This is a genomic window from Methylobacterium durans, assembly GCF_003173715.1.
GTDB lineage: Bacteria > Pseudomonadota > Alphaproteobacteria > Rhizobiales > Beijerinckiaceae > Methylobacterium > Methylobacterium durans.
The window spans coordinates 810,863-826,437 of sequence record NZ_CP029550.1; the positions used below are offsets into that span (position 1 = coordinate 810,863).

A 15,575-nucleotide genomic window follows, 5' to 3' on the forward strand; every position below is an offset into this window, starting at 1 on the left:
GTCACGGCCCTCGGCGCCGTATCTCCTTTCCCCGACGCGCTTTTCGCGGCTCGGTCGATCGAACTTTGCGGTTGCGTCGGCGTTACCGGCCCATGACCGCGCCCCGTCGCCCGATGTCGCCGACCCAGGAGCTCATCAGCCGCGTCATGCGGATCGTCCGGATCTGCCCGGACGCGGCGGCCGAGGTGCTGGAGCTGATGTTCCTCGTCAGCCAGATCGAGGCCCTGACCACCGTCGACCGCGAGTACCGCGACGCGCGCCGCGTGATCAGCCGCCTGCGCAACCCCCTTTGGGACCTGAGCCCGGCCGAGCGCGAGACCCTCCTCAGGGCCGCGGAGACGATCCGGAAGGCGTGCCGGCTCAAGGAGAGCGAGATCCCATCGACACCCATCGCCGACGTGGGGGAGCGCGAGCGGATCGAGCGGGGTCTCGCCCTCGCCCTCGCCGGGGAGTTCAACGCCGCGCAGATCGCCCGCGTGACCGGGGCGGTCGCGGCGGTGCTTCAGGAATAGACCGCCCGAATTCCGCGGCCTCACCTCGACGCCCGACGGCGCCATCCCCACATCGAAAGGGCCAGCATCGATCCCGTCGGCGGTGGAATCCGACCGGACGTTAGCTGAGCGTGGGAGACCCGCCCTATGACAGCCGTGCGCCCGCTCGTCGCCCTGATGACCGCGAGCCTGCTCCTCGCCGCGTCGCATGCCACCTCGGCGACAGCGCAGACCACGATCACCAAGAGCGAGACCGTCGCGAGCGGCAAGTCCGTGCGCCTCGCCATCGCGCCGAACCTCAAGAAGGATTGCTCGGAAGGGCCGATGCCGGAATTCCGGATCACGGTGGCCCCGAAGAACGGCGCCACGATCTCGAAGACCGGAAAGCAGAAGACGCCCGCGAGTTTCCGCTGCCCGAACAAGGAGGCCTCCGTTCAGGCCCTGTTCTACCAAGCCAAGCCCAATTTTACCGGTTCGGACGAGGTGACGTTCGAGATCAAGAACGCGGACGGTCAGGTGCAGAAGCAGAATATCAGGATCACGGTCGAGGCGGCTCCATCGAAGAAAGAAGGCGATGCCAAGAAGGAGAGCACCGACCTCTGATTTTTGGGCAGGCTCGCTCAGCTTGTGCACAGATTTCCGGCGCGCTGGACTACGGAGCTCCGTGTCGCGCCGGAACGGACATTTCGTCTGAGCGGGGCAGCGGCGGGCTCGGTGTTGCAAGCATCACACGCCGACACGGCGTGTTGACCGCACTGCGACAAAAGCGGGCCTGTCAGTTGCATCCGAGGCGAGACAGGATGAAGCTGTCCTCGTCGTGAAAGGGGTTATCGAATGCCGTTGCAGTCGACGAACGACCTGTTTCAGAGCTTCGCCCGCGGGTACGAGGCCCGGCGCGACACAGAGATGAGCCTCTCCGAGTATCTCGACGCCTGCCGCGACGAGCCGTTGATGTACGCGAGCGCCGCCGAGCGCATCCTCGCGGCGATCGGCAAGCCGGAGTTCATCGACACGGCCAAGGATTCCCGCCTCGGCCGGATCTTCATGAACCGGACCATCCGCACCTACCCCGCCTTCGCCGAGTTCTACGGCATGGAAGAGACGATCGAGAGGATCGTCTCGTTCTTCCGGCATGCGGCGCAGGGCTTGGAGGAGCGCAAGCAGATCCTCTACCTCCTCGGCCCCGTCGGCGGCGGCAAGTCGTCCCTCGCCGAGCGCCTGAAGTCGCTGATGGAAGTCCACCCCATCTACGTGCTGAAGGCGGGCAACGAGGTCTCCCCGGTCTTCGAGAGCCCGCTCGGCCTGTTCGATCCCGAGACGATGGGCGAGGAGATCCAGAACCGCTACGGCATCCCGCGGCGGCGCCTCACCGGCCTGATGAGTCCCTGGGCGCTCAAGCGCCTCGACGAGTTCAATGGCGACATCTCGAAGTTCACGGTCATCAAGGTGCGACCGTCGCGGCTCCGCCAGATCGCGGTGGCGAAGACGGAGCCGGGCGACGAGAACAACCAGGACATCTCCTCGCTCGTCGGCAAGGTCGACATCCGCCGCCTCGAGACCCTGAGCCAGGCTGATCCCGACGCCTATTCCTACTCGGGCGGCCTGAACCGGGCGAACCAGGGCATCCTCGAATTCGTCGAGATGTTCAAGGCGCCGATCAAGATGCTGCACCCGCTGCTCACGGCGACGCAGGAGGGCAACTACGTCGGCACCGAGAACATCGGCGCGATCCCGTTCACGGGCGTCATCCTCGCCCACTCGAACGAGGCCGAGTGGCAAAGCTTCAAGACCAACAAGAACAACGAAGCCTTCATCGACCGCATCTACGTCATCAAGGTGCCCTACTGCCTCCGCGTCAACGAGGAGCAGCACATCTACGAGAAGCTCATCAAGGGCTCGGAACTCTCGGACGCCGCCTGCGCCCCGGGCACGCTCGAGATGCTGGCCCGCTTCTCGGTGCTCTCCCGCCTGCGCGAGCACGCCAACTCGAATCTGTTCTCGAAGATGCGGGTCTACGACGGCGAGTCCCTGCGCGAGGTCGATCCGCGCGCCCGCTCGATGCAGGAATACAAGGACACAGCCGGCGTCGACGAGGGCATGGACGGGATCTCGACCCGCTTCGCCTTCAAGGTGCTCGCGGCGACCTTCAACCACGACACCACCGAGGTCTCCGCAGACCCCGTGCACCTGATGTACGTGCTGGAGCAGTCGCTCCGCCGCGAGCAGCTGCCGCCGGAGACCGAGAAGCGCTACCTGGAGTTCATCAAGTCCGAGCTCGCCCCGCGCTACGCGGAGTTCATCGGCCACGAGATCCAGAAAGCCTACCTCGAATCCTACCACGATTACGGGCAGAACCTGTTCGACCGCTACATCGACTATGCGGACGCCTGGATCGAGGATCAGGACTTCAAGGACGCCGAGACGGGTCAGCTCCTCAACCGCGAGCTCCTCAACCAGGAGCTGACCAAGATCGAGAAGCCGGCCGGCATCGCGAACCCGAAGGACTTCCGCAATGAGGTCGTGAAGTTCGCCCTGCGCTCGCGCGCGCAGCACGGCGGCCGCAACCCGAGCTGGACGAGCTACGAGAAGCTGCGCGAGGTGATCGAGCGGCGCATGTTCAGCCAGGTCGAGGAACTGCTCCCCGTCATCTCCTTTGGTTCAAAGAAGGACGGCGAGACCGAGAAGAAGCACGGCGAGTTCGTGGAGCGCATGGTCGATCGCGGCTACACCGAGCGGCAGGTTCGGCGCCTGGTCGAGTGGTACATGCGGGTCAAGCAGGCGGGGTGAGGTCGCCCCCGTCGGGGGCACGGTTCCGGAGAACCCTCCGCCGCCAGCGTTGCGGGCGACCGGCCGGGACGAACGGACCGGTCGGGACATGAGGGCGAAGGCGTAGACACCGGATGCACATCGTCGACCGTCGGCTCAATCCAGGCGGCAAGAGCCTCGCCAATCGGCAGCGCTTCCTGCGCCGGGTCAAGGATGTCGCCCAACGCGCGGTGCGCGAATCCGCCCGCGAGAAGGACATCCGGGACCTCGGCAAGGACGGTCGCGTCTCCGTGCCCGTCGACGGGGTGCGGGAGCCCCGCTTCTCCCGCCAGCCCGGCAGCGGCCTGCAGGACCACATCCTGCCCGGCAACAAGACCTACGTGGAGGGCGACCTGATCGAGCGCCCGCCGGGTGGCGGCGGCGGGGGCGGCGCCGGAGAGGGCGGCGAGGGTGGCGAGAACAGCGAGGATGCCTTCCAGTTCGTGCTGACCCGGGAGGAGTTCCTCGAACTCTTCCTGGAGGATCTGGAACTGCCGGACCTCGCCAAGCGGCGCCTCGCCGTCGTGGAGACGGAAGGCCTGCGCCGCGCCGGCTACACGGTAACCGGCTCGCCCGCGAATCTCGCCCTGACCCGGACCCTGCGCAACTCGATGTCGCGCCGCATTGCGCTGAAGCGCCCGAAGCCGGACGAGCTCGCCGCGCTGGAGGCCCGGATCGCCGGGCTGCGCGAGGGCGACCCCGCCCTGCCCGACCTCAAGCTCAGCCTCGAACTGCTCCGCGAGCGCTCCAAGCGCATCCCCTACGTCGATCCGATCGATCTGCGCTACCGCCGCTTCGAGCCGTATCCGCGGCCCGTGGCGCAGGCGGTGATGTTCTGCCTGATGGACGTGTCCGGCTCGATGACCGAGCATATGAAGGACCTCGCCAAGCGGTTCTACATTCTGCTGCACATCTTCCTGACGCGCCGCTACCGGCACGTTGAGATCGTCTTCATCCGCCACACCGACCGGGCAACGGAGGTCGACGAGGAGACCTTCTTCGGCTCCCGCGAGACAGGGGGCACCCTGGTCTCCTCGGCGCTCGTCGAGATGAAGCGCGTCATCACCGAGCGCTACGACCCGAACGACTGGAACATCTACGCCGCCCAGGCATCCGACGGCGACAACGTCTCCTCGGACGGCCCGACCTCCACGGAGCTCCTGCGCAGCCACATCCTGCCGGCCTGCCAGCACTTCGCCTACCTGGAGGTCGGCGACGAGAACGGGCCGCGCGCGGGCTTCGTCGAGCACCGCACCACCCTGTGGCGGACCTACGAGAGCATCGCCAAGTCCGGCGGCGCCATCGCGATGCGCAAGGTGAACCACCGCCGCGAGATCTACCCGGTCTTCCGCGAATTGTTCGGGCGCAAGGACGCGCGCACGGAGGCCGAGGCTTGAGCCGCTCCTCACCGGAGGGGGTAACAGTGAGAGAGGCCCGTTCATGGTCGGCAGCCTGAGCCGCTCGACGTCCCGGACGATCGCGGGATCGACCGGGCCCCTGTTCACCGGCAACGACTGGGATTTCGACACGATCCGGCGCATCCACGATGCCTGCGAGGCGATCGCGGGGCCGGAACTCGGCTTGTCCTGGTACCCGAACCAGATCGAGATCATCACGGCCGAGCAGATGCTCGACGCCTACGCGTCGATCGGCATGCCGCTGTTCTACAAGCACTGGTCGTTCGGAAAGCACTTCGCCCAGCACGAGGCGGGCTACCGCCGGGGGCTGATGGGGCTCGCCTACGAGATCGTGATCAATTCCGACCCGTGCATCTCCTACGTGATGGAGGAGAACACGGCCACGATGCAGACGCTCGTGATCGCCCACGCCGCCTTCGGCCACAACCATTTCTTCAAGAACAATTACCTGTTCCGGCAGTGGACCGACGCCGAGGGCATCCTCGACTATCTCGACTTCGCCAAGGGCTTCATCAGCCGCTGCGAGGAGCGCCACGGCCATCAGGCGGTCGAGCAGGTGCTCGACGCCGCGCACGCCCTGATGAGCCAGGGGGTGCACCGCTATCCCCGCAAGAAGCGGCCCGACCTCGCCTCCGAGCAGCGCCGCGAGCGCGAGCGGATCGAGCACGGCGAGCAGATCTACAACGATCTCTGGCGCACCCTCCCCTCGAAGCCCGGCGCCACGCGCTCGGACGCGGCGGCCGAGCGCCGCCGCGCGCTGCTCGAATTGCCGCAGGAGAACATCCTCTACTTCCTGGAGAAGGTGGCGCCGCGGCTGCGGCCCTGGCAGCGCGAGATCCTGCGCATCGTCCGGCTTGTGGCGCAGTATTTCTACCCGCAGCGCCAGACCAAGGTGATGAACGAGGGCTGCGCGACCTACGTCCATTACCGGATCATGAACGCGCTCTCGGAGAAGGGGCAGATCGGCGAGGCCGCCTACCTCGAATTCCTGCAATCGCACACCAACGTCATCCGTCAGCCGAATTACGACGACCGGTCCTACGGGGGGCACAATCCCTATGCGATCGGCTTCGCGATGATGCAGGACATCGCCCGCATCGCCGAGAATCCCACCGACGAGGACCGGGCCTGGTTCCCGGAGATCGCGGGCGTCGGCGACGGCATGGGCGTCCTGCGCAACGTCTGGGAGAATTATCGCGACGAGAGCTTCATCGCGCAGTTCCTGTCGCCGAAGCTGATCCGGGATCTGCGCCTCTTCCACGTCGTCGACGATCCCGACGAGCCGGAGTTGCGCGTCGAGGCGATCCACGACGAGCGCGGCTATCGGCGCCTGCGCCGCTCCTTCGCCCGCCAATACGACGTGGCGTGGCTCGACCCGGATATCGAGGTGGTCGACGTAGACCTCGAGGGCGACCGCCGCCTGATCCTCCATCACAAGGCGCTCAATCGCATCACCCTGCAGAAGGACGACGCCCGGCGCGTCCTGCAGCACCTCGCCGACCTCTGGGGCTACGACACGGTCCTCAAGGAGGTCGATCCGGCGACCGGCGCGGTGCTCGCCGAGCACACGGCGAGCGCGCGGCCGATCTTCTTCTGAGGCAGCGCCTCAGCGCGGCACGACGAGGCCGGGCACGACGCTCCCCGTCTGCCCGAACAAGGCGGCGGCCCGCGCGCAGCTCTCCGGCACGTTCCTCCGGTAGGCTTCCATGTAGCCGTGCGCGGAGAGCCTGATCGTCCCCCGCTCCAGATCGGTCATCTCGTAGCCGAGGGAGTGGATGACGGCCTTGAGGCGCTCCGGATCGCTGCGAAGGTCCGGGCAGGACAGGTTCACGAAGCCGGCGAGGCCGGCGAGCTTCGCCGCGGTCTCGCCCTTCGGTGCCGCCGCGCCGTCCGGCGCTTCCATGGAGGCGCCGCCGAGGGTCGCAGCGAGCCACATCAGAGCCGCCAGACGCATCACAGCCATCGTCGTGTTTCCTCCCGATCGGCGCGAGTGCGGCACCGATCATCCGGACGGATAGAGCCAGGATTGACTTCTCACGTCCAGACGCGAATCAGTCGAAATGACCGGATGCGAGGAGAATGATGTGATAAGGTCGTTTATAATATCATTATTAGGGACGATCTGGGTGGCCTCATCTGCGCAATCTGCCCTGCTCACCATGGACGACAAGGCATCGCTTTGGCCGAAAGCCAGCATGCAGGAGAAGATCGACTTCACGAACCGGATGGGCAAGGCGTTCGTCGCGCTGTCGCCGGAACTCGACAACCGCTTCTTCATGCGTTGCCTGGAGGAGACCGCCAATATCGGCGACACCAAGGATCTGCGCCTGGAAGAGATGGTGAGGGCTTGCGTCGCCATCGGCACCAAGACGCCGTGATGGAGGCAACGAACCGTCCGAGCGCGAGGTGGTGGGCCGCTTCGCGGAGCGGCGATCGATCCAAAGGATGCGGGGAGGATCGAATGGTCGGAGCGAGAGGATTCGAACCTCCGACCCCCAGTCCCCCAGAACACGCATCCATTCAGGCAAGCGCCTGAATCTGCTGCATTATTTCACTCCTCACGGCTTCGTGTGGGTAGTATTGCGGGGAGTCGGTGCGTCACCATCACAAGCGGACACCGATTGCGAGCAGGATCTGCGGATCGGCAGTAAAGTGACGCAGCAGAGGGAAGACACGCCGATGGTGCCGAGAAGGTCGGCGCATGAGACCGCACCAGGGCGGCCTGTGCCCCCTCCCCCGGGACCACTCACGACCGAGAAGGAGAAGGAGACAGACAACACCGTAATTCTCCTATCATAGCCGGGCCGTAGTCCTGGCAGTCCCCCCGCAGCAGATGTTGCCGCGACCCGGCCGCCGCGTCGCGAACGGCTGACCCTCGGCATTGGGCAGCCGGATGCATCCTCAATCCGCGGTGAGAGTTGATGCTGGCCATGCGCCACCGGCTCGGCGGCCGGGCGCAGCCTCACCAGGAGTACCGCGCGAGGCATGCAGAGCTTCACGAGTCACGGCCAGCGCATCGAGGTCGAGTGGTTTGCCGCCTCGGGCGGCTCTGCAGCAGGAGGCACAGGCACGAACGGCCCGGCCGTTCTGCTCCTGCACGGTGCAGACGGGCTGACCTATGCGGAAGGCTACCGCCTCGCGGCTCGCACAATCTCGGCCTCGGGCTATCACGTCGCCTTCTTGCACTACCTCGACCGCACGGGCGGCCGGCGTGTCGCCTACTCGCGGCTGCGCCAGGAATTTCCGCTCTGGGCCACCACCGTGCGAGATGGCGTGAGCTGGCTTGCCCTGCAGCCGAGTGTCGATGCGCGGCGGCTCGGGATCGTAGGAGTTTCGCTCGGAGCAGCGCTGGCGTTCGAGGTTGCTGCATCTGACGCCCCGGTCAAAGCGATCGTGGACTACTTTGGCCCGCTGCCTGAGGGCCTAGCCGCCCGTCGGCCGCGGCTGCCGCCAACCCTGATCCTGCACGGCGCCTCGGATCCGATCGTGCCCGTCGCGCAGGCGTACGCGATCGAGCGTCTCCTGAAGCAGCAGGACACACCTTACGAGATCCAGATCTACCCTGGGCAAGGGCATGGCTTCACGGGAACGGCGCAGTTTGGTTCGGCTGCCCAGGTGACGACCTTTTTGGACCGACATCTCGGCCTGAAGCATGCCTGAGATCGCTTCGGCGGGACTGCTCCTTCACACGCCTGAATCTGCCGTCAGTTCTCAGGGCTCGCGTGAGACAATTCGATAGCGAAAATCCGAAGCCCCTTGCGGTGCCGGTACGCGGCACCATCTTTAGACCATCCAGTGGGATGGTATAAGGATGGCAGCAGGATGACAGACAATTTGCGGGAGCTTCGGCCGAGAGCGCCCGAGAGCGAGAAGCTGACGATCAATCTCGGCTTCGTTGATCTCGGCCGTATCGACCTGATGGTTCGCGACGGCTTCTACGCCAACCGAGCCGATTTCATCCGCACCGCCGTGCGCAACCAGCTCGAGCGCCAGGGCGACGCTGTCCGCCAGTCCGTGGCCCGCAAGCAGCTAACTCTCGGTCTGTCCCAGTACACGCGGCAGGATCTGGAGGCGGCCAGGGACGCTGGCACACCGCTTCACATCCACGTTCTCGGCCTCGCCAGCATCGCCCTGGACGTCACTCCCGAGCTCGCCCGCGAAGCCATCGCCTCGGTCGAGGTCCTCGGCGCCTTTCACGCCTCACCGGCGGTCAAGGCGGCGCTGGCCGACCGTACCGCCTGACCCCTCACCCTCCCTGCCCTTTCGCGGTGAAGGCCAGTCCTCCTGCGCTGGCTCATCCACCTTATCCAGGATCATGACCATGAACGCATTCTCCACCATCGACATGGCCGAGGTGACCCGCCTCACCCGGGCCGGCCAGCTGACTGAGGCAATGGCACTGCTTCAGGGGCGCCCGGCAACCGCCAACCCACAAGCAGCCACGCAAAAGGCAGCGCCCCGCACCGGAGGCAGTGCCGCGCGCTCATGGCCGACCATCGACATGGTCGCACCCTCGACTCCGCGAGGAGCCTGGACGGCGCCCGGCTCCGGAAAGGCGGGCGTCGGTGATGCGCCGATTGGCAGAGCGGCCGCCTCAGAACGGCAGGGGCTCGCGGAGACACTACGATCCTTACGCGAGCGCTTCCCCAAGATGAGCTCAATGCCCGGCCTCGGGGACGGCCTCGGAGCGCCGCAACGTCTCCCAATCCCGGTACCGGATGGAGCGCGGTTCGAGGAGCGCAGCTTCTCCAACGGGGCGGGGAGCCGGCCCTACAAGGTCTACGTCCCGAGTGGCTACACGGGCCAGGCGCTTCCTGTCGTGATCATGCTGCACGGCTGCACCCAGTCACCCGACGACTTCGCTGCCGGCACGCGGATGAATGAGCTTGCCGAGGAGCAAACCTTCTTGGTGGTGTACCCAGGCCAAACACAGTCGGCCAACATGCAGAAGTGCTGGAACTGGTTCAACGTGTCTGATCAGCAGCGCGATGCCGGCGAGCCCTCGCTGATCGCCGGCATCGCCCGTGAGGTCATCCGCGAGTTCTCGGCCGATCCGACTCGGATCTATGCCGCGGGACTCTCGGCCGGCGGCGCGGCTGCGGCGATCTTGGCGGCGACCTACCCCGATCTGTTCGCGGCAGTCGGGGTGCATTCGGGGCTTCCCTCCGGCGCGGCCAAGGACATGCCCTCCGCGTTTGCGGCCATGAACGGAGGAGGTGCGGTCCAGCCGAGAGGCACGCGACGCACGGTGCCAACCATTGTCTTTCACGGCGACGCCGACCGCACGGTCAATCCCGTCAACGGTGACCGGGTCATCGCCCAAGCAGCGCCCGGCAGGACGCTGGATGCAGCGGTCACTCGGGGTACATCCGAGGGCGGGATGGCCTACACATGCACGGTTCAGCGCGAACGCGGCGAGCCGGCGCTGTTGGAGCAGTGGACCCTGCACGGTGCCGGGCACGCCTGGTCGGGGGGCAGTGAGAGCGGGACGTACACCGACCCGCGCGGCCCCGATGCGAGTCTGGAGATGTTGCGCTTCTTCCTGGCTCACGCAAGCACAGCTGCCCAGACACGGCACTGAAGTCCGTAGGGCGCACGTCAGATCAGCAGGAGATCACATCTCGCGTCTTGGCTGGAGCACATCAGAGGCGCGCTGAGCGGACGCCGCAAACGGTCAGCTTAGACACGGTGAGCGAATTCGGCCCACAATCGTTAGCACTCGTCCGCGACGAGTGCTAAGCTCTCCGCAGGAGGGGCGTTTGCCCCTCTCAAACGGCGCTGACAAGCCGCTCACCGTTCAGGCAGGAAGCCGGAGGCCCCATGAAGTTCCGTCCGTTGCACGACCGTGTTGTCGTCCGCCGCATCGAGGGCGAGGAGAAGACCAAGGGCGGCATCATCATCCCGGATACCGCCAAGGAGAAGCCGCAGGAGGGCGAGATCGTCGCCGTCGGGCCCGGCGCCCGCGACGAGCAGGGCCGCGTGACGCCTCTCGACGTGAAGGCCGGCGACCGCGTGCTGTTCGGCAAGTGGTCGGGCACCGAGGTCAAGATCGACGGCCAGGATTTCCTGATCATGAAGGAATCCGACATCATGGGCGTCGTCGCCTGAGGCGGCCGCTCCACGATCTCGTGACCATTGCCCTTTGAGGCTGCCCCTCTGGGTGCCTTGGGGCTGAAACTTAACAAAGAGGATCTACCCTATGGCTGCCAAAGATGTACGCTTCTCGTCGGATGCCCGCGAGAAGATGCTGCATGGTGTCGAGCTTCTCGCCAATGCCGTGAAGGTGACGCTCGGCCCGAAGGGCCGCAACGTCGTGATCGAGAAGAGCTTCGGCGCTCCCCGCATCACCAAGGACGGCGTCACCGTCGCCAAGGAGATCGAGCTCGCCGACAAGTTCGAGAACATGGGCGCGCAGATGGTGCGCGAGGTGGCTTCGAAATCGAGTGATCTGGCGGGCGATGGCACCACCACCGCGACCGTGCTGGCCGCGTCGATCGTCCGTGAGGGCGCCAAGTACGTCGCCGCCGGCATGAACCCGATGGACCTGAAGCGCGGCATCGACCTCGCCACGCAGGCCGCCGTCAAGGACATCACGGGCCGCGCCAAGAAGGTCGCCTCGTCCGAGGAAATCGCCCAGGTCGGCACGATCTCGGCGAACGGCGACAAGGAGATCGGCGAGATGATCGCCGAGGCCATGCAGAAGGTGGGCAACGAGGGCGTGATCACGGCTGAGGAAGCCAAGACCGCCGAGACCGAGCTCGACGTCGTCGAGGGCATGCAGTTCGACCGCGGCTACCTCTCTCCCTACTTCATCACGAACGCGGAGAAGATGGTCGCCGATCTGGATGACCCCTACATCCTCATCCACGAGAAGAAGCTGTCCTCACTCCAAGCACTCCTCCCTATTCTCGAGGCCGTGGTGCAGACGGGCAAGCCGCTCCTCATCATCGCCGAGGACATCGAGGGCGAGGCGCTGGCCACCCTCGTCGTGAACAAGCTGCGCGGCGGCCTCAAGGTCGCGGCCGTCAAGGCGCCCGGCTTCGGCGACCGCCGCAAGGCCATGCTGGAAGATATTGCGGTGCTAACCAAGGGACAAACAATTTCGGAAGACCTCGGCATCAAGCTTGAGAACGTCACGCTCGACATGCTCGGCCGCGCCAAGCGGGTGCGTATCGAGAAGGAGAACACCACGATCATCGACGGTGCCGGCGAGAAGGCGGACATCGAGGCCCGGGTCGGGCAGATCAAGGCGCAGATCGAGGAGACCACCTCGGACTACGACCGCGAGAAGCTCCAGGAGCGTCTGGCCAAGCTCGCGGGCGGTGTTGCAATCATCCGCGTCGGTGGTTCGACCGAGGTCGAGGTCAAGGAGAAGAAGGATCGGGTGGAGGATGCGCTGCATGCCACCCGCGCCGCGGTGGAAGAGGGCATCGTCCCCGGCGGCGGCACCGCGCTGCTCCGCGCCAGGAAGGCGGTCTCCGCCCTCTCGAGCGACAACGCGGACGTGGCGGCCGGCATCAAGATCGTCCTCAAGGCGCTTGAGGCTCCGGTCCGTCAGATCGCCCAGAACGCGGGCGTCGAGGGCTCCATCGTGGTCGGCAAGATCACCGACAACGAGGGCTCCGAGACCTACGGCTTCAACGCCCAGACCGAAGAGTACGTGGACATGCTGCAGGCGGGCATCGTCGACCCGGCCAAGGTCGTGCGCACGGCGCTCCAGGGTGCCGCCTCCGTCGCCGGCCTCCTCGTCACCACCGAGGCGATGGTTGCCGATGCCCCGAAGAAGGACGCGCCTCCCCCGATGCCGGGCGGCGGCGGCATGGGTGGCATGGGCGGCATGGACTTCTGAAGCCGACCAGCATCAATCCAACCAGACCGGCCGCCTCGCGGCGGCCGGTCTACTCCCGGCATGGACCCAAAGCCGGTTTCCTCCCAGTCGCCTTCCTCTCTATCGCGATCGGCAGGCGAGACGAGCCAGAGCCACAAGTCGCGCTCGCCGATCTCCACGAGGCCGACGAAGCCGCGGTCCCGTCGCGCCGTCCAGATTCGGCCGGCACGGTGGATCGACCCCACGAGCCGCCCAGGGCCGCCAGGATGATCCGTCCGAGCGACTTCACCGCGCAGGCGCTGCTCGGGCGTGCCCGCAGGCCGCTCCTTGAGCTCCATGGACAGAGCGAAATCCGTTGAGCAGTCCCGGCGCTTGCAGTCGGCTCCACCTAAGCTCGTCCCCCATTCGAGTCCGTTGAGCACCGCCGCAGCGCGGGGCTGAAGCCTGGGCAGCCCTGGCGTGGCTGCCACCGGCGTTGCGGTGAGCATCGAGAGGGAGGTGAATGCTGCGATGACAAGCATTCCGAGCCGCATGGGGCCAGCTTGAGCCGATGGCGAGAAGCAATTCGGGTGATCGCGCGTCCTCATCCACCACTCGCTGCGGCGGTTGAGGACCTGGCGCAGATGACCGTCCGCAGGTGCGGAAATCATCATGTTCGTCCCCTTCACCGGGCTGAGGTCATCGACCAGGCCCGAAGTGACGAAGCCTATTTCCTGTTGGCCGATTTGACGGCCGCGCTGACCATGTCCTTCGTGGATGGCGCTGCCGCGATCGTCTTCGGTACTAGCTTCTTCGGCTTCTTAGCTTCGCGGTTTCCGTGCTTCTTCTCCGAGGCCATGATCAATCTCCTCTTGTCGCTCAACCATCATCGCACGGTTCGCGAAATTGGCCTCATGAGGACTGTGACCGCCTGCAAGCCCAGGCACGGCAGGAGGGAACCGGTGGAAAGCCGCGCAAGGAACGGGAGCCCGATCGGTTGGGGGCGGTGGCTGCCAACATCGGGTTCGTGAAGCGGTAGCAGTTCCGCGACCAAGTCGCTTCGGCTTCGGGGGCTTGGCTCTTTCTGGGAGGACCAGCATTCAGGAAGGGGCGCCAGAAGATCCATGCTGTGAGGGAAGCTTGGAGCTCCATGACGCTCAATCGGCGATCAGCCTGCGCCCTTGGGCTTAGCGCGCAAAGAAAAACCCCGGCGGGGCCGGGGCTAAAGGTCGTCTCTGGGGACCAAAAGCACGGCCGCGGGGGGAAGCGGACCGTGCGTCAGATCAACGGCTCTGCAGATCACCTGATCCTCGCAGCTCTTGAGCAGCCCGCAGACGCAAAAAGGAGCCCCATCAGGATCTGGCAGGGCTCATCGTCTTGCAGCGTCGGTGCTGCGCGAGGGCTCGCTTCGGCGGCGAGCTTGGCGGCCGCAGCCGGAACGTTCTCGTTGCCACCTCAATGGACAAGCTAGAGCATGCACAAGACGCATACGTGTTCCAGCGGCGCTCTAAAACTCAATGAAGCTCGCGTTCCCGGCCGCCATCGTTTGGCAGGAAGCAGCCCAGGATTGGCCAACGATAGCAAGACTCGTGAGGGAAGCAGACTTATGCGAACGCGCGCTACAGGCACGCCTCAATGCAACCGAGGGAAGTCTGGCTGCGATGCGGGCTCGTCCCTGGTGACGTCAGTTGGCGGCATGAACTTACTACTGGCGCAGCATGAACAGCTTGCCCATGAGCGCAGCAAGCTCGCTCTGGCGCGACACGCCCGTCTTCTCAAACACGCGCTTGAGCACGGTCCGCGCCGTCGGCAATGCGATGCCGAGGGTCTCCGCAGCGTCAGCCGGAGCCGCACCTGCGCCGACGAGGACTGCTAGCCGCGCCTCGCCCAACGTCAGCTTGAACGCGTCTCGCACCACGGCCGGGTCGAAGGGCCGCTCACGGGCTGGATCCTGCACCAGAACGATGGCGCTCGCTGTCTGCAGCGCAGGGACGTCGATCGATGTAGGCAGCGGCAGGACCTGCACGATGAGGCCGCGCTCTCCGTTCGGCACGATCAGTGGCTCTTGCGCCTCGGGCCCTGGCACCGTGCCGCTCTCAACGGCGGCAAGACGGTCCTGAAAGACTTGGTTCGCGGCTCGGTCTGTGACGCGCAGACGTCCGCTTGATATCGCGAGCCCTGAGCCGAGCAGCCGATCCGCCATGCGGTTTGCAAGCAGCACGCGCTGGTCCGCCCCCAAAACCAAGACGCCGCAGTCGATTCGGTCGAGCGCTGCTGCCAGCCCGACGCGCTCAGCCTCGGCATCCATCAGACGGATCGAGAGGCTGAGCGAGCGTTCGACGTGGCGGCTGAGCGCCAGAAGCTGATTCTGCAACGCGTCGGAGTAGCCGGGCTTCTCTCGGGCCCGCAGCAGCGTGAGGATGACGTGGACAGCCGGAGAGGGCGACACCGGCACCGTCATGCCCCAGCAGATGCCGTGTGGCAGCAGAAACTGCTGGTAGATCGGCAGGCGCGCCACCTCCTCGTCGGTGAAGATGGTGTGGTCTGCCCAGACATCGCGGGATCCACTGGCGATGGCTTGGAAGACGCGGTCGGCGCGCACGTCGAGATGCTGCCAGTGCTCGTCATACTCTTTGGCCATCATCACGAGAGTGGGCGAGACAATTACGCCGAAACGCCCATTGTCATGCCGATAGAGCAGAAGGGCGCCGCGCGCATCGAGCAACTCAGCGATTGTCTGGAGTGTGTTCGGCCAGAGGTTCGGGGCCGCGGCAGCGGCGTAGATAGTGTCGATCGCATCGTTCCAAGCGGAGAAGTTCATCGTGCAGTCATACCCGGGCGCCGCCGGGCCACGATAACTGCGCATACCTCAAATGGGATATGGCATCAAAGCCGCACACTGATAACTTCGCGGCGACGGGCGAGTATCAGCGCTCGGCCTGAACCTCGGGAACCTCGATGCGCTTCCTCTCCCGCGTTCTTCTCGCCGCCCTGCTTCTCGGGGCCAGTGTCACTGCCACCCTGACCCTCTCGCACACGCCGGCGCATGCCGAG

Annotated in this window: 14 protein-coding genes; 12 read left to right on the forward strand and 2 right to left on the reverse strand. The window is 65.7% G+C overall.

Features of this window, described 5'->3' with window-relative positions:
- Window positions 1-92: 92 nt before the first annotated feature.
- The 5 genes from DK389_RS03775 to DK389_RS03795 all read left to right on the forward strand — a co-directional run bounded on the left by DK389_RS03775 (window position 93) and on the right by DK389_RS03795 (window position 6,311).
- Window positions 93-512 (forward strand): hypothetical protein, encoded by a 420-nt coding sequence (locus DK389_RS03775; protein ID WP_236960587.1) that lies wholly within the window; start codon window positions 93-95, stop codon window positions 510-512.
- A 126-nt stretch (window positions 513-638) separates the two neighbouring features.
- Entirely contained in the window at window positions 639-1,094 is a 456-nt protein-coding gene (locus DK389_RS03780) for a 4-aminobutyrate aminotransferase (protein WP_109887502.1), read from the forward strand.
- A gap of 231 nt (window positions 1,095-1,325) precedes the next feature.
- Window positions 1,326-3,278 carry a PrkA family serine protein kinase gene (locus DK389_RS03785; RefSeq protein ID WP_109887503.1) on the forward strand — a complete coding sequence of 651 codons (1,953 nt, stop codon included), beginning with the start codon at window positions 1,326-1,328 and terminating at the stop codon, window positions 3,276-3,278.
- 113 nt (window positions 3,279-3,391) lie between these two features.
- Window positions 3,392-4,693 (forward strand): YeaH/YhbH family protein, encoded by a 1,302-nt coding sequence (locus tag DK389_RS03790; protein WP_109887504.1) that lies wholly within the window; start codon window positions 3,392-3,394, stop codon window positions 4,691-4,693.
- Window positions 4,694-4,736: 43 nt separating this feature from the next.
- Entirely contained in the window at window positions 4,737-6,311 is a 1,575-nt protein-coding gene (locus DK389_RS03795) for a SpoVR family protein (protein ID WP_109887505.1), read from the forward strand.
- Between the two features lie 9 nt (window positions 6,312-6,320).
- Here the strand turns inward: DK389_RS03795 and DK389_RS03800 are convergent, their stop codons facing one another.
- Complete coding sequence (locus DK389_RS03800; RefSeq protein WP_236960589.1) at window positions 6,321-6,677, reverse strand: hypothetical protein; 357 nt, start codon at window positions 6,675-6,677, stop codon at window positions 6,321-6,323.
- A 163-nt stretch (window positions 6,678-6,840) separates the two neighbouring features.
- Between DK389_RS03800 and DK389_RS03805 the strand changes: the two genes are divergently transcribed.
- From DK389_RS03805 to DK389_RS31975, 7 genes are all read left to right on the forward strand, one after another.
- The gene (locus tag DK389_RS03805) at window positions 6,841-7,092 is read left to right on the forward strand and encodes a hypothetical protein (RefSeq protein WP_236960591.1); all 252 of its coding nucleotides are present in this window, start codon (window positions 6,841-6,843) and stop codon (window positions 7,090-7,092) included.
- 607 nt (window positions 7,093-7,699) lie between these two features.
- Window positions 7,700-8,374, forward strand: coding sequence for a dienelactone hydrolase family protein (locus DK389_RS03810; RefSeq protein ID WP_109887506.1), 675 nt, complete (start codon window positions 7,700-7,702; stop codon window positions 8,372-8,374).
- 162 nt (window positions 8,375-8,536) lie between these two features.
- On the forward strand, window positions 8,537-8,956 hold the full coding sequence (locus tag DK389_RS03815) for a CopG family transcriptional regulator (protein WP_109887507.1): 420 nt from the start codon (window positions 8,537-8,539) through the stop codon (window positions 8,954-8,956).
- Window positions 8,957-9,035: 79 nt separating this feature from the next.
- Complete coding sequence (locus DK389_RS03820; protein ID WP_109887508.1) at window positions 9,036-10,295, forward strand: extracellular catalytic domain type 1 short-chain-length polyhydroxyalkanoate depolymerase; 1,260 nt, start codon at window positions 9,036-9,038, stop codon at window positions 10,293-10,295.
- A gap of 239 nt (window positions 10,296-10,534) precedes the next feature.
- Window positions 10,535-10,822, forward strand: coding sequence for a co-chaperone GroES (groES, locus tag DK389_RS03825; protein WP_109887509.1), 288 nt, complete (start codon window positions 10,535-10,537; stop codon window positions 10,820-10,822).
- Between the two features lie 91 nt (window positions 10,823-10,913).
- The gene (gene groL / locus DK389_RS03830; protein ID WP_109887510.1) at window positions 10,914-12,563 is read left to right on the forward strand and encodes a chaperonin GroEL; all 1,650 of its coding nucleotides are present in this window, start codon (window positions 10,914-10,916) and stop codon (window positions 12,561-12,563) included.
- Between the two features lie 548 nt (window positions 12,564-13,111).
- Window positions 13,112-13,552: a hypothetical protein gene (locus tag DK389_RS31975; protein ID WP_162560475.1), complete on the forward strand. Its 441-nt coding sequence runs from the start codon at window positions 13,112-13,114 to the stop codon at window positions 13,550-13,552.
- A 674-nt stretch (window positions 13,553-14,226) separates the two neighbouring features.
- Here DK389_RS31975 and DK389_RS03835 read toward each other — a convergent pair.
- The gene (locus DK389_RS03835) at window positions 14,227-15,342 is read right to left on the reverse strand and encodes a helix-turn-helix transcriptional regulator (RefSeq protein WP_109887511.1); all 1,116 of its coding nucleotides are present in this window, start codon (window positions 15,340-15,342) and stop codon (window positions 14,227-14,229) included.
- Window positions 15,343-15,575: the final 233 nt, after the last annotated feature.

Coding starts and splice junctions, on each gene's coding strand:
- DK389_RS03775 (WP_236960587.1), top strand. CDS start 93: ATGACCGCGCCCCGTCGCCCGATGTCGCCGACCCAGGAGCTCATCAGC.
- DK389_RS03780 (WP_109887502.1), top strand. CDS start 639: ATGACAGCCGTGCGCCCGCTCGTCGCCCTGATGACCGCGAGCCTGCTC.
- DK389_RS03785 (WP_109887503.1), top strand. CDS start 1,326: ATGCCGTTGCAGTCGACGAACGACCTGTTTCAGAGCTTCGCCCGCGGG.
- DK389_RS03790 (WP_109887504.1), top strand. CDS start 3,392: ATGCACATCGTCGACCGTCGGCTCAATCCAGGCGGCAAGAGCCTCGCC.
- DK389_RS03795 (WP_109887505.1), top strand. CDS start 4,737: ATGGTCGGCAGCCTGAGCCGCTCGACGTCCCGGACGATCGCGGGATCG.
- DK389_RS03800 (WP_236960589.1), bottom strand. CDS start 6,677: ATGGCTGTGATGCGTCTGGCGGCTCTGATGTGGCTCGCTGCGACCCTC.
- DK389_RS03810 (WP_109887506.1), top strand. CDS start 7,700: ATGCAGAGCTTCACGAGTCACGGCCAGCGCATCGAGGTCGAGTGGTTT.
- DK389_RS03815 (WP_109887507.1), top strand. CDS start 8,537: ATGACAGACAATTTGCGGGAGCTTCGGCCGAGAGCGCCCGAGAGCGAG.
- DK389_RS03820 (WP_109887508.1), top strand. CDS start 9,036: ATGAACGCATTCTCCACCATCGACATGGCCGAGGTGACCCGCCTCACC.
- groES (WP_109887509.1), top strand. CDS start 10,535: ATGAAGTTCCGTCCGTTGCACGACCGTGTTGTCGTCCGCCGCATCGAG.
- groL (WP_109887510.1), top strand. CDS start 10,914: ATGGCTGCCAAAGATGTACGCTTCTCGTCGGATGCCCGCGAGAAGATG.
- DK389_RS03835 (WP_109887511.1), bottom strand. CDS start 15,342: ATGAACTTCTCCGCTTGGAACGATGCGATCGACACTATCTACGCCGCT.